Below are 26,260 nucleotides of genomic sequence, written 5' to 3' on the forward strand. Positions count from 1 at the left end.
GCTACACGAAGGGGCGCCGGTCAGCCTGTCTCTGCCGTTACAAAAGCCAGGCGTCATAGCCATAGTCCGACCAAGGGCTGGCCCCAGAAGAAGGCAAAAGAAATGCACGATGGAAGCCATGGTCGCATCAGCGTTGGGTAGCAACCTCGATCCGGCCAATCTGGATCAGACGGAAGCAAGCCGAGGCTTGGCCCGCCTGGGGATCGATGTGGGGGGCACCTTTACCGATCTGGTGCTCCTGCGCGACGGCCAGATTCAGACGGCGAAGGTGCTGTCTACCCCCAGCCCTGAGGAGGGGGTCTTTGCGGCGCTGGACAAGCTGGGGGCGCTCCAAGGAGAGCTCCGGGTTGACCTGTTCTGCCATGGCATGACGGTGGCCACCAACGCGCTGCTGGAGCGCAAGGGATCCCCCACCCTGTTTTTGACCACGGCGGGCTTTCGGGATGTGCTGGCCATTGCCCGTCAAAACCGCCCCTCTCTGTATGACCTGACACAGCCCAAGCCGGAGCCGGTGGTGCCCCGCCACCATTGCCTGGAGGTGAAGGAGCGCTGCAGCGCGGGCGGAGTGTTGGAGCCGCTCACCGATGCCGAAATCCGGCGGGTGGTGCAGGAGGTGGGGGAACGGGTGCAGCGGGATGGGATCCGCGCTATTGGGGTGGGGTTTTTGTTTTCTTTTCTCTACCCGGAGCACGAACAGCGGCTGGGAATGGCCTTGCGACAGGCTTTCCCGGAGCTACATCTTTCCCTGTCTTGCGAGGTGGCGCCGGAGTTCCGAGAATACGAGCGCTTCAGCACCACCGCCATCGATGCCTACCTTAGCCCGGCACTGGCGGGCTACCTGCACCGCTTGGCCCAAGGATGTCGGGAGCGAGGGATCCCCCAACCGTTGATCATGCAGTCTTCCGGCGGGGTGACCTCCATCCCTCAGGCGGCGGCCCATGCTTCGGTGGCTTTGCTCTCAGGGCCGGCAGGCGGAGTTTACGGGGCGGCCTATCTGGGTCGGCTGAGTGGCTACCCCCACTTGCTCAGCTTCGATATGGGGGGAACCAGCACAGATGTGGCCTTGATCCAAGATGGGATCCCCCAGGTTACTCCCGCAGCGGTGGTGTGCGGCTTGCCCGTGCAACAGCCCCAAATTGACATCCACACCGTCAGTGCTGGCGGCGGATCCCTGGCCCATTTGCTGCCCGGCGGTGGGCTTCAGGTGGGGCCAGAGAGTGCCGGATCCAACCCCGGGCCGGCCTGCTACGGTCGGGGGGGAAGGGCTCCGACGGTTACCGATGCCAACCTCTGGCTGGGGTACCTGCCGGATGGCGGTCGGCTGGGCGACTCGGTGCAGCTACGGCGGGGGCTAGCGGAACAGGCTATTGCCACGCTGGCGGATCCCTTGGGCTTGAGCTTGCAGGAAACTGCCGTTGGCATTCGCACCTTGGCGAATGTCGCCATGTCGCGGGCCTTGCGGGTGATCAGCGTGGAGCGGGGTTTGGATCCCGCCGATTTTGCCCTGTTGGCCTTCGGCGGAGCCGGGCCCATGCATGCCTGTGCTTTGGCAGAAGAGCTGGGCATCCGCACGATCTTGATCCCGGCTGCCTGTGGGGTGCTCTCGGCGCTGGGAATGGCTTTGGCAGATCTGCGGCGAGACTATCGGCGGGCCATCCTCCAACCTCTGCGGCAGCTCACGTCCGCTTCAGGGGGATCCCTGCTGGCCCAATGGGCAGAACCCCTGATCCGCCAGGCCCAAGCCGATCTGCAGGAGCCGGCGTTGCACTTCAGCTTGGACTTGCGCTATCGCGGCCAGTCTTTTGAGTTGGAGATCCCGGTGCGGTTGTCGGATCCGATTCCTCATCTGGAACAGCAGTTTCACCAGGCCCACCGACAACGCTATGGATGGCAAGATTCAGCCCAGCCGGTGGAGGCAATTCAGTTGCGTCTACAGGCGGTGCAGGCCCTACCCACCGTGCCTTTGACCGCACCCCCCCCCTTGCCAGGGGATCCCCTCAAGGGTCGGCGAGAGGCATGGTTTGGGGGCAGGATGTGCTCGGTGCCGGTCTACGATCGGCAGCGCATGGATGTGGGGTTTCAACTGCGCGGGCCGGCAATTGTCGAGATGCCGGAGGCAACGGCGGTGATCGAAGCCGGTTGGACAGGTGTCATTGACGAAGTGGGAACCCTAATCTTGAGCTGTGTTCGCGATAGCGGGACAAAGTCCTGGTGAGTCCATCCGCAAGCAGAGCGTCATGGTCATTTCGATTCAAACTAGGATACTGTGCCCACACCCAAAACGTTGCTCGCGTCGGCGTTGCGGAGCAATAATGCAGGGGGCCAGAAGCTCACCCTAACCTGAAACGACCCTAACCGAGCTTGTTTTGAGGGGGAGAGCCAGGGGCTGCAGATTGCCTTGACGACTCCCTTCGCGATTTTTGCGTCCAGATGGGGTGTTGCTTGTTTTCATTGGGCAGGGTCTAGATAGATGGACTGGCCTCTGCAGCCCTTGCCCTGACTGGATTTTCGCGATTTCCCTCAAGGGCGGACGATGGGACTCGAACCCACGAATGGAGGATCCACAATCCTCTGCCTTAACCGCTTGGCTACGCCCGCCGTGATTCCGGCTATCTAGCTTAGCATGGGAAAAACGGGACTGAACTACAAAGGTCGAAGCACCCCAAATGCTACCCAGAGCCGATTTGTTGCAAGGGGCAGAGCATCGAGAAACCTTGGCACGGGTCTTGGATTTGGGAGAGCAAGCTCTCAAAACCTGGCAAGTGGTCTGGAGCGACTTCCTCTCTCCACCGGAAATAGCAGAGGTGCAAGCTCGGCTGTGCAACTTGACCGAACTACAAGTGGGGGCCTGGGGAGGGTACCCCCAAGCAGAACGCCAACGCATAGCCCTGGCCCGCTCTGAGGTGGGTCTGGATGTCCGGGATCCCAAGCCCGACCAAGAAGGGATCCCATTGGCCGCCATTCAGATTCAGGGCAACTTTCTGTTCGACCCGGCCACCCACCGCGATTTTCTGGGAGCCCTTTTGGGAGCCGGCATCGCCCGCGAGAAAGTGGGAGATATCCTTGTGTTGGGAGACTCAGGCGCCCAGGCCATCGTTGTGCCCGAAATGGTGGACTACCTCGCCCTAAACCTGACGCAGGTGCGCACAGTGCCTGTCAAAGTGAGCCGGATCCCCCTGAGCCAGTTGAACATTCAACCCCCCCGCGTCAAATCCATCACCAGCATAGAAGCCTCTTTGCGCTTGGATGCGGTAGCCTCAGCTGGGTTTGGCATCTCCCGCAGCAAAATGGTGGAAGAAATCCAACGGGGGGAAGTGCGGGTCAATTGGAAGCCCATTACCCAAGCCAGCTACACCGTTGGCCCTCAGGATTGGATTGCCATTCGCGGTCGTGGTCGGCTGCAAATTGAAGAGGTAGCCGAAACAAAAAAAGGCCGCTTTCGAGTGCAAATGACGCGGTATCTCTAGATTTTTTCCTGTCTGAGTTTGGGGAGATCGTTACCTCCAGGAAAATGCTCTAGAAAAAAGAGAAAAAGGCCCAAGGGTAAAGCAAATACTCCAAGTAAAACAACTTCCAGATCAGTTGATAATAGCCAACAATCGCCTCCCGATGGCTGAGATCCAGATGGACACCATAGCCCAAGAGGATCCCCAGCCCCAACACATGGCTCACCAACAGCCAGAGGCCGTTGCCCGCAAGGAGAAAAGAGATCCCCACCCCGATAAATCCCAGATAGCAAAAGGCCAAAATGCCGATACAAAACCTTGAGATCCGCCCTGGCCCAAAGCGCAGCGAGAAGGTGGCAATGGCAAACTGGCGATCCCCCTCCATGTCGGGAATATCTTTGAAAAGGGCGATCACCAGCCCAAAAATCGACATAAACCCCGTCAGCCAAACAATCGGGGCTGAAAGCTCGACCCTTCCCTGCATCACCTGCTGAAAATGGCTGTAAAGGCCCAAATTGACGATCAAGCCGCGCACGCTGTAGATGCAAGCCGAGGCCGCCAGCGGAAAACGCTTCAACCGCAAGGGGGGCAGCGAATAGGCCGTGCCGATCCCATTGCTCAAAAGCACCGTCAGCAGCAGGTAGGGGATCCCGGCCATGGCCAGTAGGACGGACGCCGCTCCACAACCCACGACGATCCCCACCCCCTGTCGCCAACCCAGGGATCCAGCAGCCAAGGGCAAATGGGGTTTGTTGATGCGGTCGATTTCAATATCCGTCAGTTGATTCAAGCCGACGATGTAGACATTGGCCGCCAGACAGGCCGCCCAAGCCCAGACCAACTGGGGCAGCGCCGAGAGAACCGGTTGCAGGGATCCGGCAGCCACAAACCCCGCCAACAGGTAGAGGCCCACCACGCTGGCGCTGGTGCCGTAGACGGTGTGGGGTCGAGCAAAACGCCAGAGAACTTGTGGGCGCAACATCAAAAAAGCTAGGGAGAGTCTTCCAGGAGAGAAGCTAGGGCTGCCCAGCGGGGATCCGCCGTTGGTGCTGTAGCTTCCACCGCAATACCCGGACAGTCGGGACGGCAGGGCAACTGGCGGGGCATCTCCAAATGCAGGTGCTGGTACATCCAGTCTTCGACATCCAGCTCACCATTGGGGGGCAGGCTCTCCAGCAGATCTTCTTCGTCTTGCAATTCCAGCTCCAAGGGGAGAGGTTCGGGATCCCGAATCAAAATGATCTCCTCAACTTCCAGGTGCAGCCGGTGGTTGAACTGCTGTAGGCAGCGGTGGCAGGTGAGGGTGACAATGGTACGAGCTTCAGCACTCACTTCGAGAAAATGGCCCCGATGGCTGACTTCCAGGGATCCCTCCACAGGGGTCAAACTCTCAAAGCCCGAAAAAAACTGCCTAAACTGCAATTCTTGGGTTTGACCGGGCATCTGCCGCAGATCCGATAGACGAATTGGCCTCAGCATGGCACCCCCCTTCACGCGTTTTGGGTAGCAGGGATCCCTGTCGTCACCGTAGCAAGAGGGCCAACTTGTTCCCAGCCCTCTGCCCACTCTCAAGATGGGGAAGCTGCCCGACGGATAACCAAGCGCCGGTCAGGCTCTTTGCCACGGCTGAAAGTTTCCAGATCGGCATAGGCAGGGTCATTCAAGAGAGTATGAATTTGCCGACGCTCGGCAGCCGAGAGATCGGGAAACTCGTATTCCCGGCCAGTGGCCCTCACCTTTTCCACAGCAGCGGCAACCAAAACCTTCAGCTCCTGCAAACGCCGCTGCCGATAGCCGTCCAAATCCAAAATGTAGGGCTGCTGCTGGTCTTCCGGCTGGTTCAGGTTGAGAAGGGTGTTGGCCAGGTACTGCAACGCATCCAGCACCACGGGGGAGCGATCCTCCTCTTGAGGGGAATCTCTGGAAGATGGAGAGGGCAAGGGGGGGGCTTTCGCCAACAGCAGCCGCTTCTGAGCTGGGGTCAAAGAGTCTGCCTCAATTTCCAGCACCTCCCCCACCACCCGCACCGCCGCTGGGATCCCCATAGCCGCCAGCACCTGCTGTAACCACTGCCTGGCTCGCTCTTGATTGGCCGCAAAGGTGGACTTGTTTGGCGAAGGGGCAACGGTTCCCTCAGATTTCTTAGCAGCAGATCCCGTAGAAGACTTAGGACGGCTCATCCTGGGCAGCTTCCAACTTTGAAGAGGTATCAACACTCCACCACAAGTCCACCCCAACAGCGAGGATCCCCTAGGGCTCAAAGGGCAAGGATTCCCGTCCCTCCTTGGCTGCTCTGGGCTTGGTCGATTTTTCCACTTCCTTGGCCTCCACCGTGATCGCCTGGGCAGCCCGACGGCGCTCCTCTTCCACCAACTGCTGTAAGTTCTCCGGCAACGGCTCCCGCGAGAGCAGGAAAGTCTGCACCGTTTGGAAGATATTAGAGACGAGGATGTAGAGCAAAACCCCTGCCGGCAGAGGGAAGAACAGGAACATCGCCGAGAACAGCACAGGGGTGATGCGAGCCATGGAACTTTGGCTGGGATCCTCTTTGCCGGTATCCTGTCCGGCATTGGTTAGGTACTGGTTCAGGTAAATGGACACCCCAAAGATGACGATCATGGCGATGATATCCCAGTGGATGGTGCCATCCTCGTCGAAGGCTCCCACACGGCCCAACTTGTCGATGAACAGAAAGCCAGTCTCAGAGGCCAAACCGGGAATAGACACCTGCACGGTCACATCCCCCGGCTGCAGAGCCAGCAAGGTGCCATCCGGCTTTATCTGGGCACGATCTTCTCCTTTGGTGATCTTCCAGGTGGGCTGTAACAGATTGGGATCCCCACCCGCTTCGGCCACCAACTGCTCAAAAGGCTTGCCCCCCGGCCCTTGAAGCAGAAATTGCACCTCCTCCCCAACGGCAACCTTGGTGCCTTTGGGTTCCACCAGCACCACCGGCTTGTGAAGAGAGTCGGTGACAAAAATGTTCTTGCTGGGGCTGACGTAGGGGGCGGGCACCACCTCAGCCGCCATTTCCGCCGGCAGGATCTGCAAGTTGACATCGTAGGTCACCGCTGCAAAGGGGGAGCCCCGCAGGGTGGCAAACAGGGCAAACAGCACCGGCATTTGAATGAGCAGTGGCAGGCAGCCCCCCAAGGGATTGGCCCCCAGCTCGCTGTAAAGCTTGGCCTGGGCTTCCCGAAGCTTCTGCGGGTCGTCTCGGTATTTCTCCTGGAGTTCTCGCATCCGCCGCTGCATCACCGGGCTGATCACCTTCATGCGCCGCATGTTGCGGATGGATCCCACATTGAGCGGGTAGAGGGCAAAGCGGATCACCAACGTCAGGAAGATGATGGCCAGTCCGTAGCTGGGCACGATCCCATAGAAAAAATCCAGGATCGGCAGCATGACGTTGTTGGAGAGAAATCCGACTCCGAAGTCCATGAGGGGCGCTGGCAAATGTCCGTAACCATTGTAATGGCTTCCGTTCGGTTGACGAGGGCGTTTTCAGGGTTTGTCCCCTGGATCCGTCAGATAGACCTGAGAAAGGCGAGCAATTGAGCAAAATCAAGCCCGCTCCACTGAACAGGGATCCCAAGGCCCAACAAGAACCCCCCGCCGGCAGTTGCCTAGCAGTCCTTTTTTCCCCTATGATGAGAAACGCTTGATCCTCGGTAGCTCAGCGGTAGAGCGGTCGGCTGTTAACCGATTGGTCGCAAGTTCGAATCTTGCCCGGGGAGTATGTCTGAGCCAATCAAGGAAGCCGGATCCGGAACCCTATCCTTCCAGGCGGCTCTGGGCCTGCTGAGGGAAAGGGGGAGAGAAAACCCAGTCTCCCATCTCGTCGAGGAAGATGCGACGCTGAGCCAGACGTGGAGAAAATAATGTGAAGCAATGTGAAGGCGGCTAAGGGTTTCGTCCCGCCTGTTCCCGGCAAGTGTCAAGAGTCTCTGTCCTTTGGGGCAAGGAGTATGTCAGAATACCCTCTGGCTGTCTATTCCCAATCCGAGGGTGCTTGCTGTGATCGACCTGTCGCGGATCCCTGCCCAACCCAAGCCCGGCCTGCTCAACCTCTTGATTGAGATTCCCGGCGGCAGCAAAAACAAGTATGAGTTCGACAAAGACATGGCAGCGATGGCGCTGGATCGGGTGCTCTACTCCTCGGTGCAGTACCCTTACGACTACGGCTTTGTGCCCAATACGCTGGCCGGGGATGGGGATCCCTTGGATGGCTTGGTGATCATGGATCAGCCTACTTTCCCAGGGTGTGTGGTCACGGTGCGCCCCTTGGGCATGTTGCAGATGATCGATGGCGGGGATCCCGATGAGAAGCTGCTGTGTGTGCCTGCCAAGGATCCCCGCTATGCTGCAGTGACCAAGCTGGAAGACATCGCCCAGCACCGCCTGGATGAGATTGCGGAGTTTTTCGCCACCTACAAGCGCTTGGAAAAGAAAGAAACCCAGATCTTGGGCTGGAAAGGCTTGGCCGAAACCGAGGCGATTATTGCCAGCAGCATCGCAGCTTGCAAACAACCCAAATAGGTATTTTCAAGAGATACGAACAGAAAGAGCTTCCTGGCGATGTTGCAACAGTCGCTCCAGGGTGAGGGGCCCTTCGATGTGTTGCCAAGGCAAGGGATCCGCTGGATCCCAGTGGCTGTGCACGTAGTAGTCTAGGGGCGGCAGTTGCCCTTTAAGCGCTTTGAAAGCCCGCCGGTAGCTCCCCAAGGATTCCCCAAAGTCCCGCGCCAACTGCAAGACCTTTCCCACCCGCCGATCCCCTCGCGAGATGAGGGCCTGGATCACGGACCAGCTATAGCTTTCCGGGCGCAACTCCACCCCCAGGGGACGCAGATGTTTCTGGAAAAACTGCAGTTTTTTCTCGGCTTGGGGATCCACTCCGTACCACTGAAAAGGGGTGTGGGCTTTGGGCACAAAGGTGCTGCAACCCAGCGTCAGGCGCAGGCCGGGAGCCGCTTTTTTGAGCTCTTGGAAAAGGGCTACTGTGGCCTCCAGATCTGCCTGGGTTTCCGCCGGGATCCCTACCATGCCGTAGAACTTAATGCCCTTCAGACCTCCAGCCTGGGCGTGGGCTGCTGCTGCCAAGATTTCCGGGTTGCTTAACTTCTTGTTGATGATCTGGCGCAGTTGTTCTGAGCCACTTTCGATGGCCACCGTAATGGACTGGCTGCCCCGGCGGGAGAGTACCTGCGCCAGACGTGGAGTTACGGTAGCCGTGCGCACCGAGGCCAAACTGAGACGCACCTGCTCGAAGCGATCCTGGGCCAAGTGCTCCAGCAACTGCTCGAATTGCGGGTGTTGGGTTACCGAAGCCCCCAGCAACCCAATCCGCTGGGTAACCTGCAGCCCCCGCTCCACCGCCGGGATCAAATGCCCCTCCACATCCGCCACCCGGAAAGGCAGGGTGAGATAGCTGGCCAGGCAAAACCGACACATCTCCGGGCAACTGCGCACCACCTCCACCATGTAGATGCTCTCCCAGGCCGCTTTGGGGGTGACTACTGTGGAAACCGAGAGGGTGTTGCCGCGGAAGGTGTGTTTGCGAATGGAGCTAGGGATCCCGGCCACTTTGGGGAGCACCTTCTCCACCGGGCCGTCGGGCTCCCGGTATTGGGGTTCATACAAGCCGGGCACATAGATCCCTGGCACCTGCGCTAGCGCCTGCAATTTCTCAGCCCGGGATCCCTGGCGCACCTGCCGATAGATCTCAATCATCTTCTCCAGAAGACCTTCCCCATCCCCCAGCAAGATCAGGTCAAAAAACTCGGCAAAGGGCTCAGGGTTGGCCGTCAGTACCGGGCCGCCGCCAAAGACCAAGGGGTGGGCTTCTTCCCGCTCCTCAGATCTGGGAGGGATCCCGTGTCGTTCCAGCAGAGCCAGGATATGAACATAGTCCAGCTCCCAGGACAAGGAAAAGCCGAACAGCTCCGGCTCCCGGGGCAGGGGCTCAGCCAGATCCGTAAAGAGGCGGGAGACGGCCACATCTCGGCGGCTGGCCAGCAGACTCCAGATGACTTGATAGCCCAGGCTGGTGATCCCCACTGCGTAGGTGTTGGGAAAGGCATAGATTACCCGCACCGCGTCGGGGTCAGGCGTGGCCGGGGCGAAGAGCAACTGCTCCAGGGCAAACTCTGGGGTAGCCAAGGGATCCCGCTGTGTTGGATTGAGGTTTGGGTTCTGGCTCGGAAGAGTTTTGATTTGCCTGCCGAACTTTTTTGGCTCCTGCATGCTAACAAAAGCTAGCATCTTTCACCAATGCAGATTGCCGGAACAGGGCAGTTCTGCCCAAGCAGGCAGGAAAACCCCACATGCGCCATTGCGGTCTCGGTGCAACCGCGATCCCCTGCAGCAAAACTCATTCCAAAGCCCAGACTTCCGGCAGAAGCCGCCCTCTACGAGCAAAGTGTACGGGCAAAGTGAGGGTAGAGCGTATATCATTACCCCTTCGGCTGGGCAATGTCGAACTCGGCGTCGTAGTCGAAGTCCTCCTCTTCGTCAGCCCAGTCTTCTTCCAGCCTCTCGTCCCCCGCCAGCTCCTCTTCCTCCAGGCGGCGCTTTTCTTCGTATTCCTCATCCTCTAGGCCCAAAGCAGCCCGCTCTGCCCGCCGCTGGAAGCGCTCCAGTGCCGCTGGAGTGATGAAGGGATAGGGCAACCCTTGGGCTTGGGCCTCCTCCAGCGCTGCGCGGTAGCTCTCCACTTCCTTGATGTCGATTTTCCAACCGGTGAGGCGGGCTGCCAGGCGCACATTTTGCCCCTCTTTGCCAATGGCCAAACTGAGCTGGTCGCTGTTGACCAACACATGAGCTTGCTGGATTTCCGGATCCACTAGCCGCACCTCCACCACCTTGGCCGGGCTGAGGGCGTTGGCAATGTAGGTGGCAGGATCCGGCGACCAGCGGATGACATCGATTTTCTCGTTGCGCAGCTCCGCTACCACCGCCTGAATCCGGGATCCCCTCGCGCCAATACAGGCCCCCACTGGATCCACGTCCCGCTCCACCGTATCGACCGCAATCTTGGTACGTGGCCCCACATTTCGGGAAGGGGGGTTGGCCTCCCGCGCCACTGCCACAATCCGCACGATATCCTCTTCAATTTCTGGCACCTCGTTGGCAAACAGGTTCACCACCAAGCCAGCATCGGCCCGGGAAACCAAAAGCTGTGGCCCCCGCCGGGATCCCTCATAGACTTTCTTGAGATAGACCTTCATCACCGCGTTGGGAGTGTAGCGATCGCTGGCCAGCTGTTCCTTCTTGGGCAGTTCTGCTTCCACCTCAGGTTGTCCGAAACCGCTGGATACCGACATGATCACCGTCTGCCGCTCGGTGCGCAGCACCCGTGCCTGCAGTACGGTTTTTTCCAGATCGCGGAACTCTTCCTGAATCAGACGGCGCTGCTGATCCCGTAACTTTTGCGCCAGCACCTGCTTGGTTTGGATGGCCGCCATGCGGCCAAATTCCGCCTGTTGTGGGGTGACATCATCTGTGACTTCCCAGCCTACTTCGGCTTCTGGGTAATCCTGCTGCACGTCGTACAGAGAGATCTCGTGATCCGGATCCTGTACCTGCTCAACGATGGCTTTGGTGGCCAAAACGCGAAAGCCTCCTGCCTCCACATCCAACTCCACATCGAAATTGCGGAAGTGGTCTTCTGCAAAGACCACATCTCGCTGGATGGTTTTGCGGTAGCGTTCGTAGCCCTTGAGCAGCGCCTCTCGCAGGGCATCGGTGACCACATGGCGGGGCAAGTTGCGCTCCCGCGAGATCATCTCCACCATTTCCGCCAAACCCGGCAGAGGCACCATCGCCATAACCACTGTCCTCCTGCACAAACTTCGTGAAACTTGCTGTTGCTATTGCTCCACAGCGGGAACTGAACCCGCATCTCTGATGCGAAGGGAGGGCCGCACCACCTGCGGTCAAACGCTCTCTCTATCTCCGGTCTCCTAGTCAGTTTCCGATGAGAGGGCAACCCGCTGCACCGAAGCGCGGGGCAACTGAACTCGCCGCCCCTTGAGGGATAAGGCAACCCTCTCCTCATCCCGACCCAGCAGGTGTCCTGACCAAACGGCTTTGCCCTTGTAGGGTGGATCCAAGGTCACCTCCACCGCGAATCCCTTGAAAACCACAAAGTCGCGATCGCTGGTGAGAAGGTTGCTGATGCCAGGGCTGGACACCTCCAACACGTACTGGCCTGGGATCAGATCCACCCGATCCAGCTCGACTTCTAAGGCTTGGCTCATGGCTTCGCAATCGGCATGGCTGGTTTCTCGGTCGGGATCCAGTGGGCGGATATCCACCCGCAGAACTGGCGGATGCTGGTTGGTGTGGAAAACCATCTGCACCAACTGGTATCCCAGTTGAGCGGCCAAGGGACGGGCCAAGCTCTCCAACTGTGGAATAAGAGGGTGAACCATAACCAACTTGTCACCAACCGGGTGTTGCCGCCAGATCCAAACCCCTTTGAGCCGGAGCTGGCAAAGGGGACAGTAAGCCCCCTCAAAAAGCAAAGAAGTGGGTACCACCCACTCCCCGTTGCTATCGCGGAGCTCCTTGAGGCTCGCCCAGAATCAGTACAGACTTCGAGCGCATCCCCCCTACCTCCTAATTTAGAAGATCTCCTCCGGTTTTGTCATGGGGATCTCCAAAAGGCAACATCTATAATGTGGACAACTGCGGATTTGCCCAGATATCCAGCCGCGTTTTGTGGGGTTTCCTATGACTGTTGCCTTTTCCTACCCGATCTTCGGCCCCAGCATTCAGTGCCCCCACTGTCGGCAAACGATTGCGGCCCTCACCCTGACCGATACCTACCTCTGCCCTCGCCATGGTGCATTTGAGGCGGATGCTGAACAAGAGGAGCTGGTACACCTGCAATCCGGACGGCGCTGGCGCTTTTGGGAAGGTCGCTGGTTTCGTCAGCACACCCACGCCGATGGGATCCGTTTTGAGATTCATGAAGAGTTGGATCGGCTGCGCATGCAAGGAATGCGAGCCACTCAGGTGATCGTGGCCGAGCGCTACCGCCAGCTGCTCACCCCTTATCTGGAGCAGGGATCCCACCGTCGTCCTGGCCCACCTCGCCTCTATGGCTTGCCCGTCAGCTTCAGCTCCCAAATCCCAGAGGATAGGGGTGGATCCCCTCAGCGCTGGCGGGTGATCAACTTTGAGCTGACCTACGAGATCGACCCGGCCATGCGGCAGCCGCAATCCCGTCTGCAACTGTGTGATTAGAAAGGCGAACAGGTAGAGAGCTGTTGGAAAATTGGTGGCTGCTCAAGTCTTCTAGAACTGGAAGTTTCCTTCCGCGGCGGGAAGCGCTATGCCTTGATAGGTGTAGCCAATGAATCTCGGCTGGTCAGGCATATAAAACCGCTCCAGTTGCTCAAACCGAAACCCCGCTCCCTGGATCAACCGAGCCATATCTCGGTTTAGGTTGCAGCCATCTGCGATTACCTTTTGTATAGGGTTAAGACAATTTTGCCATCTTTGCACCTGGGGATCCTCACTGAGGCCGTGTTCGAGAAAAAACAGCTTTCCCCCTGCTCGCAACACCCGCCGGATCTCTCTCAAAGCCTTGGCCACATTGGGAATGCTGCACAATGTCCAGGTGCTGACCACGCTATCAAAACTCTGGCTTGGAAAAGGCAGTTCCTGGGCATCCGCCACCTGCCAATCAACGGCGATGGGAGAAGAGGCAATGCGCCGACGAGCCAGGGATCCCATGCCGGGATTGGGGTCTACCCCTGTGATCTTGCGAATGTGCTCTGGGTAGCAGGGTAGGTTGAGGCCGGTGCCAAAACCAATCTCCAGAACGGATCCCTGCACATGGGCCAGAAGCTGCCGCCGATAGCGCTCTATCCGTTCCCCCGAGAGGGCCAGATCCAACAGTTGCGGGAAGATCACTCGGCGATAGAGGTTCATGCAACCATTCCCAGATATTCAGGCATTCATCTTTGAGCAGCTTAAACCGTCTGGACAGGTTGCGGTTGAGCGGTCACCTTCAGGGAGTGGAGGGCATAGCAGGCCAGCAACCAATTGAGCAGGCGGGCCACCACGCGAGCGGTTTGCCGCGTTGCGGATCCCACCGCCACCCCTCCCAGCGAAAGGCCAACCACAGGACGAGCAGCAAAGATGGCCTCACAGGTCTGCAACAGTTGCAACCAACTCACCCCCCCTGGCTCTGGGTGATGCACGGCGGGCGCCAAGGAAGGATCCAGCACACTGCAGTCCACCACCAAAAACACCGGTTGATCCGGCAAAGAGGCCACCACCTGCTGGGGATCCCAGCCATCTTGGGCCCAGAATATTGGGCTGTGGTGGGCTTTCAGCCATGCGTAGGCCCGCGCACTGCCGCTGCGCAACCCCACATGGATCACCGGCAGCATGTGCTGGTAGAGCAACTCCACCCAGGCAGCACTGCCATAGCTTGTATCTTGATCCGGCTGGGTCGTCTCTGGGGGCGGCATCAGGTTGGCATGAGCGCTGCAATGCACCACACTCAGAGTTGGGTAGTGCTTCCAGAGGGCACGAATGGCCCCCCAACTGGCGGCCAAGACCGAAGGCAACAGCACCGGCCATTGTTGTCGTCTCCAAGCTTGAGTCACCGCCGCCTCACACATGCCGTAGGGAGGCTCATCCACCAGCCCCGGCAACTGCGCCACCGCCAGCTTATCCACATCGATCCCCAACCTCGGCTCGAAGGCACACAGCTCCGAACCGGCATTGAGAATGGCCATCGGAGCCTGAGTATCGTGGCCAAAGGCGGTGGGAATGAGAATGACCCTAGCGTTGGATTGCGAGCTGGGATGGAGGGACCACTGGGCCATGGGCGTTGTTCCTTTTCCAGAAAGCTGTGGGTCTCCGGCTTGTTCTATGGTGGCCTACAGGGCGCCCAGGGATCCGTCTGAGGGCCAGCCAGTCTGCTACGAAAGATTACAGTTCCCAGGCGGAACTGGGGCCAAAAATCGAGTCAGTGGTAGATTCAAAGTGCTTCGCGCCGCAAACCGCGGTTTGGACAAGGCAAACCACCGCAAACCACAACGAGTTGAGAAAGGTAGACTATGGCTGTGATGGAAGGCGATCCTCGTCAGGGAGCAAAGCTGCCTCTATTTGGGGGATCCACCGGAGGGCTGTTGAGCGCAGCCGAAACCGAAGAAAAATACGTCATCACCTGGACGGGCAAGCCGGGGCAGGTGTTTGAAATGCCTACCGGCGGCGCTGCCGAGATGGTGGAAGGCAAAAACTTTCTCACCTTTGCCCGCAAAGAGCAGTGTTTGGCGCTGGGTGCCCAGTTGAGATCCGACTACAAGATCAACGACTACCAGATCTTCCGCATTCCGGCGGGTGGAGAGCCTGTGTTGGTGCATCCCAAAGATGGCGTTTTTCCTGAGAAGGTCAACGAAGGCCGCGAGCCCATCGGCAAAGTGGATCGCAACATCGGCAAAAACAAAGAGCCGATTACCTACAAGTTCACCGGCGGGAAACCCTGGGATTGAACTCCCCACAGCTTCGCTCCCTACTGGGTTTCAGGATCCCCTAGCAAGGTCGGGGGATCTTTTGCTTGCCTGTTTTCGACAAAAAAGCTCCAGCCCACCTTGAGCTGAAGCTACGCCCGGAAGCGCTGGGGATCTCCTATATGTAGCCAGGGATCCCAGGGGCTAACCTACTTGGCAATCGCCGCGAAGAACTCCTTGGATTTCACTGGGTCGGGGTGCATGGTTTTCTGGCCGGGCTGCCAGTTGGCCGGGCAAACTTCATCGGGGTGAGATTGCACGTATTGGATAGCTTGCAGGGTGCGCAAGGTTTCATCCACACTACGGCCAAAGGCCAGGTTGTTAATGGTGGCGTGCTGGATGATCCCTTCTTTGTCGATGATGAACAGGCCGCGCAGCGCCACACCCGCTTCCGGATCCAGGACATTGTAGGCAGCGCTGATCTCCTTTTTCAGGTCAGAGACCAGAGGATACCTCAGCTCACCCACCCCTCCAGCCTTGCGGTCGGTTTGAATCCAGGCCAGGTGAGAGTATTCGCTATCCACTGAAACACCCAGGATCTCGGTATCCAGCTTGGCAAAGTCGTCATAGCGGTCGCTGAAGGCCGTGATCTCCGTTGGGCAGACAAAGGTGAAGTCCAAGGGGTAGAAAAACAACACCACATACTTCTTACCCCTGTAGTCGGAGAGCTTCACCGTCTTGAATTCCATGTCATAGACGGCGGTGGCGGAAAAATCGGGAGCGGGCTGCCCCACTCGCAGGCATCCTTCCTGAGACATAAATCAACGCTCCTTGCGGTAAAGTGCAAATGTAAACCAAACCTAACATACCATACTCATAATGACTCTGCCTTAACTCGATAGATAGCGACGGATCCCAACTGCTGGGATCCGGATAATCCCCATTTTTCCATGCTGATCGGTTCGGCTCTGCAAGGGATCCTGTTGTCATGAGGGTGGCGCTGGAGTTCCTCTATCACTTCTGTTGTGACCGCTGTCGGCGGTGGTGGAGCCAGGCCGATGTGGAGCCCCAACCTGGGGATCGCCTGTATTGCCCCTATTGCGGCCATCAAAATTGTGTGGAGCGCATCGATACCTTTCGCAATGCTGCGCGGGGCAGTTGCCTGACCCATCCCCCCGATGCCCCTTCTCCAGAGCCGCGTCCGCCCTCTGAAAAACTCGGGGATCGGCCTCAGGAGAAGCGATCCCCAATCTAGTTATCCTGGGCAAACCTAGTCCTCTTGCCCCTATGGGGCAGCCAGCCGCTAGAGCCTGTCAACCGTTCAACGCATCCGCCAGAGTTCCCCGGTGTGAAGATGACCATAGGTAGAGGTCAACCTCAGGCGAGGAAGAATCCACCAGATAGCGACAGAGGCGGCGCTCTTCCAGGATGGCGGTGGAGCAGCAGCAACTGTAAACTTCCAGATAGTCGTCCGGCTCCGCCTCAAAGATCGCCTGCTGGCCGGGGAAGAGGGTGCGCTCCCAGTGGCCGGGGATCGTTCGGATCACCTGAACCTGTCCGGAACGGTTGACAAAAGCGTATCTTTTCATTGCGTTTTTTTAATGGTGTTAAGAAAAACTTATTGCCCTTAAAATAGGCTACCATCCCTGATCCCCAAGCGGCAATAGTAAGCCGCCAGGACGGGGATCGCTCTTCCTGACTGGCTTTGGGAGATTTGTTCTCTCAGCTTATTGGGGTTGAGAGAATGGGATCCCGAGGAGAAGCCTGCCCTGGTAAACTGAGGGGAAGAGTCTGAAGATATCCTTAAGTTGGCCTTCACCATTCCGAGATCAGCAAGGGGGCACATCGTGGACAACAAGTTGGGGCTAGAGATCATCGAAGTCGTGGAGCAGGCTGCCATTGCCGCCGCCCGCTGGATGGGCAAAGGGGACAACAAGACCGCCGACCAGGTGGCTGTAGAGGCCATGCGGGAGAAACTCAACCAGATCCCTATGCGCGGTCGCATCGTCATCGGGGAAGGAACCCGCGATGAGGCCCCCATGCTCTACATCGGCGAAGAAGTGGGCATCTGTACCCGCCCGGATGCTGAGCAGTTCTGCCGTGTGGAAGAGCTGGTGGAGATCGATATTGCTGTGGATCCCTGCGAGGGCACCAACCTGGTGGCCAAAGGCCAAAACGGCTCTATGGCGGTGCTGGCCATCTCTGAGAAAGGTGGCCTTCTCCATGCCCCGGACATCTACATGCAAAAGCTGGCGGCTCCGCCCCAGGCCAAGGGCAAGGTGCACATCGACTATCCGCCAGAGAAAAATCTCAAGATCATCGCCGAAAGCCTGGATCGGGAGGTGTCGGATCTGACGGTGGTGGTCATGGATCGCAAGCGCCACCTCGATCTGATTCGCCAAATTCGAGAGGCGGGGGCGCGGGTGAAGCTGATTACCGATGGCGACATCTCGGCGGCTCTCTCGGCAGGCTTCAATGGCACCGGCATTCATGCCCTGATGGGGATCGGAGCTGCTCCTGAGGGGGTGATCTCGGCAGCCGCTCTGCGGTGCTTGGGCGCCCACTTCCAAGGTCGGCTGATCTACGATCCCGAGGTGGTTCAGGCAGGCACCTACTTGCCACCCGTGGAGGAAACGCGACGGGAACTCAAAGAAAAAGGCATCGAGGATCCCGACAAGGTGTGGGAGTGTGAAGAGCTGGCCAGTGGCAAGGAAGTGCTCTTTGCTGCCACCGGGATCACCGATGGCGACTTGATGCGCGGGGTGCGCTTCTTCGGGGGCGGGGCCCGCACCGAGACCTTGGTGATCTCCAGCCAATCCCGCACGGTGCGCTTTGTGGATACCATCCACATGAAAGATGGCCAGCAGCCCCGCGGACTGCAGCTGCGCTAAGGGATCCCTATCTAACATCCTCGCAGATCGGGGCGGCTTTCCCCTGGTGAAGGTCGCCCTTGCCTTTTTGGGAAAGTTACGAAATCTATCAAGCCCCAACCCGTGAAAACGTAATAACTCTTCAGCAAAATCCGGCAAAACCGGTTCGATACTGGTCTTAGGGTTTAGGTAGGCTGAGAAAAGTTACCTAAGCTTGCTGGAACCGAGTCAAGGGATCCCCCATATCGGTTACAGCTTTTGCCTTCTTTCTGAAACAATATTTGCTTTTGTTCAGAGTTTTTGTTTTTAATAACTTTTGCTGTTGCTGTACAGACGACGGAGAGGCATGTTTATCGCGGTTGTCGGTCTTAGCCATCGCACAGCTCCTGTGGAGATTCGGGAGCGCCTCAGCATCGCGGAGGCGGAGGTGGGAGAGACGATCCAGCAGCTTCGCGCCCACCCCCACATTGAGGAGGCTGCGATCCTCAGCACCTGTAACCGGCTGGAGGTCTACATCGTCACCTCAGAAATGGAGAGTGGTGTCCGGCAGACGATGCAGTTCTTGGCTGAGCTGAAAGGGATCCCCTTGCCCCAACTGCGTCCGCACCTGTTTACCCTTCTTTACCAGGATGCGGTAACCCACCTGATGCGGGTGGCTGCCGGACTAGATAGCTTGGTGCTGGGAGAAGGGCAGATCCTCTCGCAGGTAAAAAAAGCCCAGCAGCTGGGCCAAGCCTGCAACGGCATGGATCGCATCCTCAATCGCCTTTTTAAGGCAGCCATTACCGCCGGCAAGCGCGTCCGTACCGAAACGGAGATCGGCACCGGCGCCATGTCCATCAGCTCGGCAGCGGTGGAGTTGGCTCTGCAAGAGCAGGGATCCCTCTCTCAGGGCAAAGTTACCGTGGTGGGGGCGGGGAGAATGGCCCGTCTGTTGGTGCAGCACCTGTTGGCCAAAGGGGCAGTCGATATCACGGTGGTCAACCGCTCCCTGGAGCGGGCCGAAGCCCTGGCCAAGCAATTCGAGCAGCCGATCCAGGTGTTGCCCTGGGAGTCGCTGCTGAGCAGCGTGGCCGAGTCCAACTTGGTCTTCACCAGCACCGGTGCCACCCAGCCGATCCTCACCTACCAGCAACTGGCAGGGGTGCTGCAGCCAGATCAGCCGCTGTTGTTGGTGGATATCTCTGTGCCCCGCAACATCGATCCCGACGTGGAAAAGCTGAAGGGGGTACAGGTGTTCAATGTGGATCACCTCTCCCGCATCGTGGAAGAAAACCGCGCCCAACGGCAAAAGCTGGCTCTGGCTGCCGAAGCCCTGGTGGAAGAAGAGGTGGATCAATTCATGGAGTGGTGGCGTTCTCTGGAGACGGTGCCCACCATTTCCAGCCTGCGCCACAAGGTGGAGTCCATCCGCGAGCAGGAGATGGAAAAAGCTCTCTCCCGCCTGGGCAAGGACTTTGCCGAGAAGCACCTGGAGGTGATCGACGCCTTGACCCGCGGCATCGTCAACAAGATCCTGCACGACCCGATGGTGCAACTGCGGGCCAAACGGGATATTGAGGCGCGGCGGGCAGCCATGCGGATCTTGCAGGAACTGTTCAACCTGGATCCGGTGGTGTTTCAAGCCCAGCAGGAGCGCTAGGGATCCCTTGGCGAAGAGCGCATGACTTGAAGAATTGTAACAGCTCTCCCATCTGGGGTGGAGGGCACCCCTTAGGATACAAAGCGTAAGCAACAGGATCTGGGATTATGTTCGGACAATACGAAGTTTTTGTGCAGTTGGCCCTGCTGGCCTTGATTGTCTTGGCAGGCCCGGCGGTCATCCTGCTGCTCTATCTGCGCGGCGCCGATATGTAGGGGATCCCTCTGGATATTGAGGCAGTCGGGATAACCCTTTGGGAGTGCTGGGGCTAAGCCCAAAGCCAGGAGTGTTTAGCAACGTAACGCTCCTTTGCGTTAGAGTTGTAAAGAAATCCCTAAGGCACTCCTGCTTGTAGGGCGACATCCTGCTGGTCAATGGTTAATATGTCACTCCCCATCCGCAACGTTGCCATCATCGCCCACGTCGACCACGGCAAAACTACCCTTGTGGATGCCCTGTTACGCCAGGCGGGCATCTTTCGGGAGGGGGAAGACATTCCCACCTGTGTGATGGACTCCAACACGCTGGAGCGGGAGCGGGGCATTACCATCTTGGCCAAAAACACAGCCGTCCGCTACGGCGAAACCTTGATCAACATCGTCGACACCCCTGGCCACGCCGATTTCGGGGGCGAGGTGGAGCGGGTGCTGGGGATGGTGGAGGGCTGCTTGTTGATCGTGGATGCCAACGAAGGCCCGATGCCGCAAACCCGCTTTGTGCTGCGCAAAGCCTTGGAGAAGGGCCTGCGCCCAATTGTGGTGGTCAACAAGATTGATCGGCCTCGCGCCGAGCCCTACAAAGCCGTCGACAAGGTGCTGGATTTGTTCTTGGAGCTGGGGGCAGACGAAGACCAGTGCGACTTCCCCTATCTATTTGCCTCTGGGTTGCGCGGCTTTGCCCTGGAAGAAGCCCATCTCAAAGACTTTCTGGAAGGGAAGTACAGCGGATCCCTGGATATGAAGCCTCTTTTCGAGGCCATTCTCAAGCATGTCCCACCTCCCATTGGGGATCCCGGCAAGCCCCTGCAGCTGCAGGTCACCACGCTGGAGTATTCGGAATACCTGGGCCGGATTGTGATCGGCAAGATCCACAACGGCACCATCCGCCTGGGGGATCCATTGGCAGTGGTGAAAGAGGATGGATCCATCGCCAAGGGCAAAGTAACCAAGCTGTTCGGCTTTCAGGGCCTGCAGCGCATCGAGCTGACGGAAGCCACCGCCGGCCACATTGTCGCCGTGGCGGGGTTTGCCGAGGCCAACATCGGCCATACCCTCACCTCTCCCGAGAATCCCCAGGCTCTGCCGCTCATCAAAGTGGACGAGCCCACATTGCAGGTGATGATCTGCGTCAACGACTCCCCCTTCGCCGGGCAAGAGGGTACTTTTGTAACTTCGCGGCAACTGCGGGAGCGCCTGATGCGGGAGCTGGAAACCAACGTGGCGCTGCGGGTGGAAGAAACCGATTCGCCGGATCGCTTTTTGGTGTCGGGGCGGGGCGAGCTGCACCTGGGCATCCTGCTAGAAACCATGCGGCGGGAAGGCTATGAGTTTCAGGTGGGGCAACCGAAGGTAATTTTCCGCGAGGTCAACGGCCAGCCCTATGAGCCCTATGAGTGTTTGGTGCTGGATGTGCCGGAAGCGACGGTGGGGGCCTGCATCGAGCGGCTGGGGCAACGGCGGGGAGAAATGCAGAACATGATGGTGGGATCCGATGGTCGGGCTCAGCTGGAGTTTGTCATTCCGGCGCGAGGGCTGATCGGCTTTCGGGGGGAGTTTATCCGCATCACCCGCGGCGAGGGGATCATGAGCCACAGCTTTTTGGAATACCGTCCCCTGACCTCTGAGATGGAAATGCGCCGCAACGGGGTGCTGATTGCTTTTGAAGAAGGGGTGGCCACTACCTATGCCCTCAAGAATGCGGAAGATCGAGGTGTATTCTTTATTACGCCAGGTACCCGCGTTTACAAGGGCATGATCGTGGGCGAGCACAACCGTCCCCAGGACTTGGAGTTGAACGTCTGCAAGACCAAGCAACTGACCAACCACCGGGCTGCGGGCGGGGAGGAGCTGGTGCACTTGCAAGCGCCGGTGGAGATGACCCTGGAGCGGGCTTTGGAATACATCGGCGAGGATGAGCTGGTGGAGATCACGCCCCAGTCGGTGCGCCTGCGCAAGGCACAGTTAACGCCCTCTCGCCGCTAGTTTTCTCAGCCAACTGGAAGAGAGCATGACTCTAGTCAATAATAAGCTCAACTATACTGAAAATAATGTATAATATGCTCAGTACGGATTACTACCAGTTGATCTTTCTGTTTACTTTCGAGTCTGCCAACATGGTAGCCAAAGCAAAGCAGAAAATTGGTAGTAAGACGACACGGAAACTGCGCTTTGGGTATTCTACTCAAAGCTTTGCGGGATACCGCCATTCTGTTTGGAAACAAACAGAATGCTATCGCTGCATAGTTGAACAGTGATGTTCAGCAGTGTTCAGCGTAAATGTATCAGCCTGGCTCACCACCGCCGCAGGTAAGAGGCCAAGTTGGGGAAATAGAACGCCCCCCAAATCCCCAGCAGGATGACTCCCAAGCCGAACACAACCAGCCAAAGGCGCGGTCGGCTGTGCAGCTTATTGGATCCCACCTGGACGTAGGCCAGATCCACCCAAGCAGTATTGCCGCGGCGGAACCAGCCCACCACTTTGACGCGCCGGCCCACCAGGGCGCGGATCCGCTTCAGGCCGGAAAAGACATTGCCCACCGGCCCCAAAGGGGAAGTAAAGCGCACCGGGATCAGCCCTGTGGCCTCTTGCAGCTTCAGCTCTGCCCCCAGTTGATAGCCGGAGGGGCCCAGTCCCACCAACTCCCCCTCCAGCTCCACCCATTGTCCGCGGCGGGGATCCGCGTCGGGATCCGCCAGCAAGCTGAGCACATCCGTCGGCCTTGCCGGCAGGGATCCCCCGTACATCAACCCCGCTTTGGCCCACAAGCCCACCCCGTAGCCCACCACCGCTGCTGCCGCGATCACCTTGGGATCGAGACGGTTTTGCAGCAGCAGGTAGAGGATCAGCCCCACCAGCCAGCCAATGAGGATCCCGACCACTTCGGCTGCGTAGATGGCCAGATCCAGCCAAAACCGGCTTTGCAGGCGGGCCACATCCAATTTGGACCCGGATCCCAGGCTCAGCTCCGGCAGGAGGCGCAGCCGCTCTCCATATCCCGCCAAGACCTTGAAGCGGTGCCCCGGCAGCGGATGGCTGGAATTGACCTGCATCCAGCGGGCCCAAGGGTTGATTTGATCCCAAAGAAAGACTTGGCCAGCTTGGGAGGGATCCTGGAGGCGGGCGGCAGCACTGGCAGCGGCGATGGTTTTGAAGTCCAAAAAGCTGAACAGGCGGGTGCAGTGCAACAGCGAGGAAGGTCGGCGGTCGTTTTTGTGGGCCTCTTGTAAGCCGGCAGCCGATTTGAGCAGAGCAGCGATCAGCCCGTTCGGGTTGCCGGTTGCCTGTACGGCAAAATGGTCGGCATGGTAGGTGCCCAGGCGCGAGAGGAAAAACAGGGGATAGGAAAGCACCGTGTAGATGAGGTAGAGCAGAGGGGCCACATGCCCGATCAGATCCCGCCGCCGACTTTGGCCGCGCCCCTCCCCCAGCTTGCTCACCTGCTCCAAGGCCAGGTAAACCAGTTGAATCGGGGATCCCAGCAGGGTCATGACCAGGATATCTCCATTAACAATTCGCCCCAGGGCCTGGGCGTAGACGGCGGCAATCTCATCCTCAGAAAGCTGCTGCAACAGGGCTTGGGTGACCACAATGCGGCAGCCATCAGAAAAAGTGCCGTAAACAAAGGCCAGCGGCCCAGCATCCGGGATCACCCCCAGTCGGGGCTGTTTTAGCTGGTTTTGGGCACAGATGCGCTGCAGCAGGCGCGCCGTTTCGGGGCTGTGGCGTTCGATTTCGCCAAGCCTGGCCCAACGCAACTTGTGCAGCCGTTGGTGGAGCTGATCCATCAGCCAGGGGGCAAAAAAGAGAAGGCCTACTCCAAAGTTGACCGCCAGGCTGCCGGCCACCAACCACCGCAGGCCATTGCGCAGCCAGGGCAGCAACCCCTGCAAAAACCAAAGCTGCCGCGGAAAACTCAGCCGGCCAAAATCCAGATGGCTGCCTACCAACACAAAGCTCAGCCACCAAAGGAAGACAATGCCCACCCCTAGGGATCCCCACTTGGCCCAATGCAGGGGGCCGGCCCGCTCCGGCAGGGGGATCTTCATACCCAGTTGGGCGGCCCGTTGACGGGTGGACAGGGATCCCGCTCCAGGAGACGGCTCCTCTGGGGGAGCAGAACGCGGTTCGACAGGTTTGGCGGACGGAGCAGCCAGGGACTCTGTTGCAGTGAGCAGGCGAAGCAAGATCTTCTTGGCCCAGCCTTGCGCCTGGGGGTTGGGGTGTTGCAGCAGCTCTAGGCAGAGGGACCGTGCCTTCTCCGTCTGGCCCAACTGGTGGTAGGCCCGCACCAGGTTCATTTGGGCTTCCAGGGCTTCGCCGTCAGATGAGTCTGCCGGGATCCCTAATGCTTTGTCCTGCTGACGGGATTGGGCCAGGTAGCCTTCAAAAAGTTGGATGGCCTCTTGAAGGCGGCCCTGCCGCAGGGCTTCCTTGCCCGCCTGGACGGCATCGGGGATCATCGGCTTGCTCCTTGCCTGGTAGGGTCTGCTTCTGGAGATCGGTTGGATCCATCTGCTCCCCCAGCTTACTCAGGGATCCAACCCCGAGAGACTGGATCCCCCCTAAAGGGGGTAGCAGAGCAAGCGCCGCCGCAAGCGATCCAGAGCCGTCTGGGCGCTCCACCAACGCACCCCCTCTCTGCCGCGCAGGCTGCCAAACCGGTACTCGTGTACTTCCACCTTCCCTTGCGGATCCGCCAAACCCAGATACACAAGACCGACTGGCTTGGTGGCGGTGCCTCCCTCTGGCCCGGCAATGCCGGTGATGCTCAAGGCCCAGTTGGAGCCCAGGACTTGCTTGGCCCCCAGCGCCATTTGGGCGGCCACCGCCTCGCTCACGGCCCCGTGCTGTCGCAGGGTTTCCGGATTCACCTGTAAAAGCTGCTCCTTGATGCGGTTGTCGTAGGCCACGATCCCCCCCACAAAATAGCGGGAGCTGCCCGGGATCCCGGTCACCAACTGCCCCAGCAGCCCGCCGGTGCAGGATTCTGCCACCGCCAGAGTTTGACCCCGTTGCAGCAACAGCTCCCCCACCACACCGGCCAAGGTGGCGTCATCGCTGCCGAAGTAGTCTTCTCCAGAAATCTGTAAAATCTGCTCCACCACCGGGGCGATCAAGGCTTGGGCCTCTTCACGACTGGGAGCACGTCCGGTAACCCGCAGGCGTACCTCCCCCTGGCTGGCGTAGGGAGCCACCGTAGGGTTTTCCCCCGCCAACAGGGATCCCAGCCGTTCGGCCAGCGTCGATTCGGGAATGCCCCAATAGCGCAGTACCCGGCTGTAGAACACCTCTTTTCCCCAGCCGATGGAGCGCAGATAAGGCACGGCGGTCTCCCGCCACATGTGTTGCATCTCCCGCGGCACCCCAGGGAAGGTGAGAATGTGCAGGTCGGGCCGGGGCTGCCAGATGAGGCCACAGGCGCTGCCCAGCGGGTTGGGCAACACCCTCGCTCCCCGGGGCAGAAAAGCCTGCTTGCGATTGCTCGGCGAGGGCACAAGGCCCCGCTGCCCGTACTTTTGCAGGATCTCTTCCCACACTTGGGGGTGCTCCACCATCTCCGCCCCAAAAAAGGAAGCCAGCGCCTCATGGGTGAGATCGTCCGGCGTCGGCCCCAAACCCCCGGTGATCAGAATCAAGCTGGAACGACCACAGGCCACCTCCAGCGCGTGGTGAATGCGGGCCTCGTTATCCCCCACCACCGTTTGGTAATAGTGGGGGATCCCCAGTTGCGCCAACTCGGCTGCCAAGTACTGGGCATTGGTATTGGTGATCTCTCCCAAAAGCAATTCTGTGCCGATGCAGAGGATCTCAGCCCCTTGGGGAATAGCAGTTTGCGGTGGGATCATGCTTGGCCTCGAGCTCAGCTCAGCCGCAAGAGAAGTATACAAGCAGGGAGGTCTCGGCCTCCCTGCGCGCCCCCAGATTTTGGGCTTGCAGTTGGCCATTCCAAATGGCGGTGAGACAACCGGCAAGTTTCCATCTCCGGCGCCGGCAAAAAGATTGGGGGACGAGATGTATCCGACAGCACAACAGCGACAGACGCTGCAGCAGTGGTTGGGAACAGCTCGGTTTGTTTATAACCGCACCCTAGATTTTCTGAAGTCTTTAGAAGGCGAGCGTCCACCTGGATGCAAGTAGCTACTCACCACATCTTGCCTTCTCTACCAGATTGGGCGAAGGCAGTCCCGTACCAAACCAGAAAGTGGCAGTCATTGTTTGCGTTGGCCCATTCAAGACTTGCGGGATGAGCGCCAAGGCGGCCAGGTTCTGGGTGGACAACTTTGACATTTATTCTTTGACATTTTCTTTGACATTATTTGACATTGTTTATTGTCTTGGTTTATTGTCTTGCTGCTCAAGTTTCAGACCTCCAAGATAGCGGTCAGAAAGCAGCGCCAGCTACATGCCAAGACGGTGCGCTTGCTACTGGTGGGCGCGTAGTGCGTTCCAGGAACGGCCAGAGGCTGTGGCTGAGCAGTACGGGAAACAAGCATTGACATCCTCCCCGGCCTTTAGGCCGGAGATTCCTACCACGCTACGCATGGATGGCTCCTTGCGCAGTCGTCTCGGCGGGTTCCTGCTTCCGACCGCCCGTGCAGTTCGATCCAC

Annotated in this window: 24 protein-coding genes and 2 tRNA genes; 12 read left to right on the top strand and 14 right to left on the bottom strand. The window is 58.8% G+C overall.

The window, feature by feature from the left end; all coding sequences use genetic code 11:
* The first annotated feature begins 118 nt into the window (after positions 1-118).
* Positions 119-2,215, top strand: a complete 2,097-nt coding sequence (locus ACVWY8_RS06140) for a hydantoinase/oxoprolinase family protein (protein ID WP_457393538.1) — start codon at positions 119-121, stop codon at positions 2,213-2,215.
* Between the two features lie 310 nt (positions 2,216-2,525).
* Here ACVWY8_RS06140 and ACVWY8_RS06145 read toward each other — a convergent pair.
* Positions 2,526-2,598, bottom strand: a tRNA-His gene (locus ACVWY8_RS06145).
* A gap of 68 nt (positions 2,599-2,666) precedes the next feature.
* Between ACVWY8_RS06145 and ACVWY8_RS06150 the strand changes: the two genes are divergently transcribed.
* Complete coding sequence (locus tag ACVWY8_RS06150) at positions 2,667-3,467, top strand: photosystem II S4 domain protein (RefSeq protein WP_457393540.1); 801 nt, start codon at positions 2,667-2,669, stop codon at positions 3,465-3,467.
* A gap of 49 nt (positions 3,468-3,516) precedes the next feature.
* On the opposite strand, the gene ACVWY8_RS06155 is transcribed toward ACVWY8_RS06150, so the two are convergent.
* From ACVWY8_RS06155 to yidC, 4 genes are all read right to left on the bottom strand, one after another.
* Positions 3,517-4,428: a homogentisate phytyltransferase gene (locus ACVWY8_RS06155; protein ID WP_457393542.1), complete on the bottom strand. Its 912-nt coding sequence runs from the start codon at positions 4,426-4,428 to the stop codon at positions 3,517-3,519.
* Positions 4,429-4,436: 8 nt separating this feature from the next.
* The gene (locus ACVWY8_RS06160; RefSeq protein WP_414381600.1) at positions 4,437-4,925 is read right to left on the bottom strand and encodes a YceD family protein; all 489 of its coding nucleotides are present in this window, start codon (positions 4,923-4,925) and stop codon (positions 4,437-4,439) included.
* Positions 4,926-5,014: 89 nt separating this feature from the next.
* A complete protein-coding gene (locus ACVWY8_RS06165; RefSeq protein ID WP_414413913.1) occupies positions 5,015-5,626 on the bottom strand; it encodes a Jag family protein in 612 nt (203 codons plus the stop codon).
* Positions 5,627-5,696: 70 nt separating this feature from the next.
* A complete protein-coding gene (gene yidC, locus ACVWY8_RS06170; RefSeq protein WP_011433818.1) occupies positions 5,697-6,887 on the bottom strand; it encodes a membrane protein insertase YidC in 1,191 nt (396 codons plus the stop codon).
* Positions 6,888-7,111: 224 nt separating this feature from the next.
* Between yidC and ACVWY8_RS06175 the strand changes: the two genes are divergently transcribed.
* Both ACVWY8_RS06175 and ACVWY8_RS06180 read left to right on the top strand, forming a co-directional pair.
* Positions 7,112-7,183 (top strand) — tRNA-Asn (locus tag ACVWY8_RS06175).
* A 283-nt stretch (positions 7,184-7,466) separates the two neighbouring features.
* The gene (locus ACVWY8_RS06180) at positions 7,467-7,985 is read left to right on the top strand and encodes an inorganic diphosphatase (RefSeq protein WP_457393564.1); all 519 of its coding nucleotides are present in this window, start codon (positions 7,467-7,469) and stop codon (positions 7,983-7,985) included.
* A gap of 6 nt (positions 7,986-7,991) precedes the next feature.
* On the opposite strand, the gene ACVWY8_RS06185 is transcribed toward ACVWY8_RS06180, so the two are convergent.
* The 3 genes from ACVWY8_RS06185 to rimP form a co-directional block, all read right to left on the bottom strand.
* Positions 7,992-9,608 (bottom strand): B12-binding domain-containing radical SAM protein, encoded by a 1,617-nt coding sequence (locus ACVWY8_RS06185; protein WP_457393566.1) that lies wholly within the window; start codon positions 9,606-9,608, stop codon positions 7,992-7,994.
* Between the two features lie 293 nt (positions 9,609-9,901).
* The gene (gene nusA, locus ACVWY8_RS06190; RefSeq protein ID WP_414523088.1) at positions 9,902-11,275 is read right to left on the bottom strand and encodes a transcription termination factor NusA; all 1,374 of its coding nucleotides are present in this window, start codon (positions 11,273-11,275) and stop codon (positions 9,902-9,904) included.
* Positions 11,276-11,410: 135 nt separating this feature from the next.
* Complete coding sequence (gene rimP / locus ACVWY8_RS06195) at positions 11,411-11,881, bottom strand: ribosome maturation factor RimP (RefSeq protein WP_011433822.1); 471 nt, start codon at positions 11,879-11,881, stop codon at positions 11,411-11,413.
* 301 nt (positions 11,882-12,182) lie between these two features.
* On the opposite strand from rimP, the gene ACVWY8_RS06200 reads away from it, so the two are divergent.
* Positions 12,183-12,698 carry a TIGR02652 family protein gene (locus ACVWY8_RS06200; protein ID WP_011433824.1) on the top strand — a complete coding sequence of 172 codons (516 nt, stop codon included), beginning with the start codon at positions 12,183-12,185 and terminating at the stop codon, positions 12,696-12,698.
* Between the two features lie 51 nt (positions 12,699-12,749).
* Here ACVWY8_RS06200 and ACVWY8_RS06205 read toward each other — a convergent pair whose 3' ends face one another.
* Both ACVWY8_RS06205 and ACVWY8_RS06210 read right to left on the bottom strand, forming a co-directional pair.
* Positions 12,750-13,388 (bottom strand): class I SAM-dependent methyltransferase, encoded by a 639-nt coding sequence (locus tag ACVWY8_RS06205; RefSeq protein WP_457393544.1) that lies wholly within the window; start codon positions 13,386-13,388, stop codon positions 12,750-12,752.
* A 41-nt stretch (positions 13,389-13,429) separates the two neighbouring features.
* Entirely contained in the window at positions 13,430-14,293 is an 864-nt protein-coding gene (locus tag ACVWY8_RS06210) for an arginase family protein (protein ID WP_457393546.1), read from the bottom strand.
* 243 nt (positions 14,294-14,536) lie between these two features.
* On the opposite strand from ACVWY8_RS06210, the gene ACVWY8_RS06215 reads away from it, so the two are divergent.
* Positions 14,537-14,962, top strand: a complete 426-nt coding sequence (locus tag ACVWY8_RS06215; protein ID WP_457385725.1) for a photosystem I reaction center subunit II PsaD — start codon at positions 14,537-14,539, stop codon at positions 14,960-14,962.
* Positions 14,963-15,129: 167 nt separating this feature from the next.
* On the opposite strand, the gene ACVWY8_RS06220 is transcribed toward ACVWY8_RS06215, so the two are convergent.
* Complete coding sequence (locus tag ACVWY8_RS06220) at positions 15,130-15,738, bottom strand: peroxiredoxin (protein ID WP_011433828.1); 609 nt, start codon at positions 15,736-15,738, stop codon at positions 15,130-15,132.
* Between the two features lie 170 nt (positions 15,739-15,908).
* Here ACVWY8_RS06220 and ACVWY8_RS06225 point away from each other — a divergent pair, with 170 nt between their 5' ends.
* Complete coding sequence (locus tag ACVWY8_RS06225; RefSeq protein WP_457393548.1) at positions 15,909-16,175, top strand: hypothetical protein; 267 nt, start codon at positions 15,909-15,911, stop codon at positions 16,173-16,175.
* 58 nt (positions 16,176-16,233) lie between these two features.
* Here the strand turns inward: ACVWY8_RS06225 and ACVWY8_RS06230 are convergent, their stop codons facing one another.
* A complete protein-coding gene (locus ACVWY8_RS06230; RefSeq protein ID WP_414418702.1) occupies positions 16,234-16,509 on the bottom strand; it encodes a DUF1830 domain-containing protein in 276 nt (91 codons plus the stop codon).
* A 258-nt stretch (positions 16,510-16,767) separates the two neighbouring features.
* On the opposite strand from ACVWY8_RS06230, the gene glpX reads away from it, so the two are divergent.
* From glpX to typA, 4 genes are all read left to right on the top strand, one after another.
* Complete coding sequence (glpX, locus tag ACVWY8_RS06235; protein WP_414342167.1) at positions 16,768-17,811, top strand: class II fructose-bisphosphatase; 1,044 nt, start codon at positions 16,768-16,770, stop codon at positions 17,809-17,811.
* Between the two features lie 325 nt (positions 17,812-18,136).
* Positions 18,137-19,432, top strand: a complete 1,296-nt coding sequence (locus ACVWY8_RS06240) for a glutamyl-tRNA reductase (RefSeq protein ID WP_414342169.1) — start codon at positions 18,137-18,139, stop codon at positions 19,430-19,432.
* A gap of 107 nt (positions 19,433-19,539) precedes the next feature.
* Positions 19,540-19,647: a photosystem II reaction center protein Ycf12/Psb30 gene (gene psb30, locus ACVWY8_RS06245; protein WP_011433833.1), complete on the top strand. Its 108-nt coding sequence runs from the start codon at positions 19,540-19,542 to the stop codon at positions 19,645-19,647.
* A gap of 168 nt (positions 19,648-19,815) precedes the next feature.
* On the top strand, positions 19,816-21,633 hold the full coding sequence (typA, locus tag ACVWY8_RS06250; protein WP_414387766.1) for a translational GTPase TypA: 1,818 nt from the start codon (positions 19,816-19,818) through the stop codon (positions 21,631-21,633).
* A 309-nt stretch (positions 21,634-21,942) separates the two neighbouring features.
* Here the strand turns inward: typA and ACVWY8_RS06255 are convergent, their stop codons facing one another.
* Both ACVWY8_RS06255 and ACVWY8_RS06260 read right to left on the bottom strand, forming a co-directional pair.
* Entirely contained in the window at positions 21,943-24,111 is a 2,169-nt protein-coding gene (locus ACVWY8_RS06255; protein ID WP_457393550.1) for a M48 family metalloprotease, read from the bottom strand.
* A gap of 102 nt (positions 24,112-24,213) precedes the next feature.
* The gene (locus tag ACVWY8_RS06260; RefSeq protein WP_414331859.1) at positions 24,214-25,497 is read right to left on the bottom strand and encodes a competence/damage-inducible protein A; all 1,284 of its coding nucleotides are present in this window, start codon (positions 25,495-25,497) and stop codon (positions 24,214-24,216) included.
* Positions 25,498-25,663: 166 nt separating this feature from the next.
* Here ACVWY8_RS06260 and ACVWY8_RS06265 point away from each other — a divergent pair, with 166 nt between their 5' ends.
* Positions 25,664-25,789, top strand: a complete 126-nt coding sequence (locus tag ACVWY8_RS06265) for a helix-turn-helix domain-containing protein (RefSeq protein WP_369791772.1) — start codon at positions 25,664-25,666, stop codon at positions 25,787-25,789.
* Positions 25,790-26,260: the final 471 nt, after the last annotated feature.

The organism is Thermostichus sp. OS-CIW-32 (assembly GCF_054060415.1).

Excerpts from the sequence above, each read along its gene's own strand:
- ACVWY8_RS06140 (WP_457393538.1), top strand. The coding sequence starts at position 119 with ATGGTCGCATCAGCGTTGGGTAGCAACCTCGATCCGGCCAATCTGGAT.
- ACVWY8_RS06150 (WP_457393540.1), top strand. The coding sequence starts at position 2,667 with ATGCTACCCAGAGCCGATTTGTTGCAAGGGGCAGAGCATCGAGAAACC.
- ACVWY8_RS06155 (WP_457393542.1), bottom strand. The coding sequence starts at position 4,428 with ATGTTGCGCCCACAAGTTCTCTGGCGTTTTGCTCGACCCCACACCGTC.
- ACVWY8_RS06160 (WP_414381600.1), bottom strand. The coding sequence starts at position 4,925 with ATGCTGAGGCCAATTCGTCTATCGGATCTGCGGCAGATGCCCGGTCAA.
- ACVWY8_RS06165 (WP_414413913.1), bottom strand. The coding sequence starts at position 5,626 with ATGAGCCGTCCTAAGTCTTCTACGGGATCTGCTGCTAAGAAATCTGAG.
- yidC (WP_011433818.1), bottom strand. The coding sequence starts at position 6,887 with ATGGACTTCGGAGTCGGATTTCTCTCCAACAACGTCATGCTGCCGATC.
- nusA (WP_414523088.1), bottom strand. The coding sequence starts at position 11,275 with ATGGCGATGGTGCCTCTGCCGGGTTTGGCGGAAATGGTGGAGATGATC.
- rimP (WP_011433822.1), bottom strand. The coding sequence starts at position 11,881 with ATGGTTCACCCTCTTATTCCACAGTTGGAGAGCTTGGCCCGTCCCTTG.
- ACVWY8_RS06200 (WP_011433824.1), top strand. The coding sequence starts at position 12,183 with ATGACTGTTGCCTTTTCCTACCCGATCTTCGGCCCCAGCATTCAGTGC.
- ACVWY8_RS06205 (WP_457393544.1), bottom strand. The coding sequence starts at position 13,388 with ATGAACCTCTATCGCCGAGTGATCTTCCCGCAACTGTTGGATCTGGCC.
- ACVWY8_RS06210 (WP_457393546.1), bottom strand. The coding sequence starts at position 14,293 with ATGGCCCAGTGGTCCCTCCATCCCAGCTCGCAATCCAACGCTAGGGTC.
- ACVWY8_RS06215 (WP_457385725.1), top strand. The coding sequence starts at position 14,537 with ATGGAAGGCGATCCTCGTCAGGGAGCAAAGCTGCCTCTATTTGGGGGA.
- ACVWY8_RS06220 (WP_011433828.1), bottom strand. The coding sequence starts at position 15,738 with ATGTCTCAGGAAGGATGCCTGCGAGTGGGGCAGCCCGCTCCCGATTTT.
- ACVWY8_RS06225 (WP_457393548.1), top strand. The coding sequence starts at position 15,909 with ATGAGGGTGGCGCTGGAGTTCCTCTATCACTTCTGTTGTGACCGCTGT.
- ACVWY8_RS06230 (WP_414418702.1), bottom strand. The coding sequence starts at position 16,509 with ATGAAAAGATACGCTTTTGTCAACCGTTCCGGACAGGTTCAGGTGATC.
- ACVWY8_RS06240 (WP_414342169.1), top strand. The coding sequence starts at position 18,137 with ATGTTTATCGCGGTTGTCGGTCTTAGCCATCGCACAGCTCCTGTGGAG.
- psb30 (WP_011433833.1), top strand. The coding sequence starts at position 19,540 with ATGTTCGGACAATACGAAGTTTTTGTGCAGTTGGCCCTGCTGGCCTTG.
- typA (WP_414387766.1), top strand. The coding sequence starts at position 19,816 with ATGTCACTCCCCATCCGCAACGTTGCCATCATCGCCCACGTCGACCAC.
- ACVWY8_RS06255 (WP_457393550.1), bottom strand. The coding sequence starts at position 24,111 with ATGATCCCCGATGCCGTCCAGGCGGGCAAGGAAGCCCTGCGGCAGGGC.
- ACVWY8_RS06260 (WP_414331859.1), bottom strand. The coding sequence starts at position 25,497 with ATGATCCCACCGCAAACTGCTATTCCCCAAGGGGCTGAGATCCTCTGC.
- ACVWY8_RS06265 (WP_369791772.1), top strand. The coding sequence starts at position 25,664 with ATGTATCCGACAGCACAACAGCGACAGACGCTGCAGCAGTGGTTGGGA.